Annotated in this window: 1 protein-coding gene; it reads left to right on the top strand. The window is 37.2% G+C overall.

Annotated elements, in window-relative coordinates; genetic code table 11:
- The first annotated feature begins 88 nt into the window (after positions 1–88).
- The gene (locus tag BTO30_RS16700; protein WP_075399820.1) at positions 89–1,168 is read left to right on the top strand and encodes an HD-GYP domain-containing protein; all 1,080 of its coding nucleotides are present in this window, start codon (positions 89–91) and stop codon (positions 1,166–1,168) included.
- Positions 1,169–1,361 lie beyond the last annotated feature (193 nt).

Raw genomic sequence — 1,361 nt, 5'->3', positions numbered from 1 at the left:
TTTTGGGACAGCCCCTTTTTTGTCTATCATTTGTATTTATGGTTCACTATAATTAGGTGTAAAGACTTAATGAAAAGGGGTGAGGGATTTGCACGTCAGTATAGAAGATCTTAAACCGGGCTGGCAGCTTAAAGAAGGAGTTATTGTCGGAACAAATCATCCAATTATTAAAGAAGGAACTGTTTTAACAGAGCAGCATATACGCTTTTTAAAAGCATTTTCGATTTCATCGGTTGATGTTGTTTTGGAAACAGAAGATCCGATTTCAACGATTTATTCATCTGCTTCATTAAACGCATTCAGTCCTATTGTTGTTAAAACGGAGCAGCTGTACTATAAAACATTAAAAGGAATAAAAGAAGAGTTTCAAAAGTGGCAATCTGGAATGAATGTAGAAATTGCGCGAATGAGAACGATTATTTTACCATTGCTGGACTATATACTGGAAAACCCAGAGCAGCTGGAGAGATTGTCTTCTTTTTCAAGGAAAGATGAATATCTATTTCACCATATGGCGGCGGTTGGTATCCTGAGTGGGGCGATTGCGAAGAAAATGAATTATGAAAAAGGCATGATTGTTCAATCAGCATTGTCCGGCCTCCTTGCCGATTGCGGTATGTCAAAAATTAATTCTTCTCTTTTAAATAAGAGCACAGCCCTTACAGAGCAGGAATATAAAGAAATACAAAATCATCCGATTGTCGGTTACAAGATGGTGAAAGATTTAAAGTTATTAAAGGCCGAAGCAAAACTGGCCATTTATCAGCATCATGAACGATTAGACGGATCCGGTTACCCGGCTGGTGCAAAGGGAAGTAAAATTCATGCACTTGCACAAATTGTCGGGCTTGCCGATACGTATCATGCATTGACAACAGATCGGCTGTTTCAAGGCGCACAGTCTGCCTTTAAGGTTGTTGAAATCATTCAGCAGGATTTGTTCGAGAAATTCGATCTTTCTATTATGAATGCATTATTTTCACTCGTAGCAGAATTGGCACCCGGGACAGCTGTTACATTATCAGATGGACGTGAAGCAAAAGTATTATTTGTTCAGCAAATGCATCGAACAAGACCGCTTGTACAGCTGCATAATGGAGAAGTTCTTGATCTTGTTAAAAGAAGAGATCTTTACATTGAAAATAGCGTTGGAAAAACAGTCATTTGAAAATGGCTGTTTTAATTTTTTTAAAAAAAGACTTGCTCTCTATTTTTAATCGTGCTATATTATTTAAGTCGCCCGATGATGATGGCGGAAAACGAAACAAATTGAACATTGAAAACTGAAGAAAATCAATAAAAACGTCAACGTTTTAGCATTAAACTTTCTATATTAAATGCCCGTCATTTCGATAGAAAAC

This window comes from Domibacillus antri (genome assembly GCF_001936625.1).
Classification (GTDB): Bacteria; Bacillota; Bacilli; order Bacillales; family Domibacillaceae; genus Domibacillus; species Domibacillus antri.
Note: the sequence above shows the minus strand (reverse complement) of the source record. Positions and strands in the feature narration are given on the sequence as shown.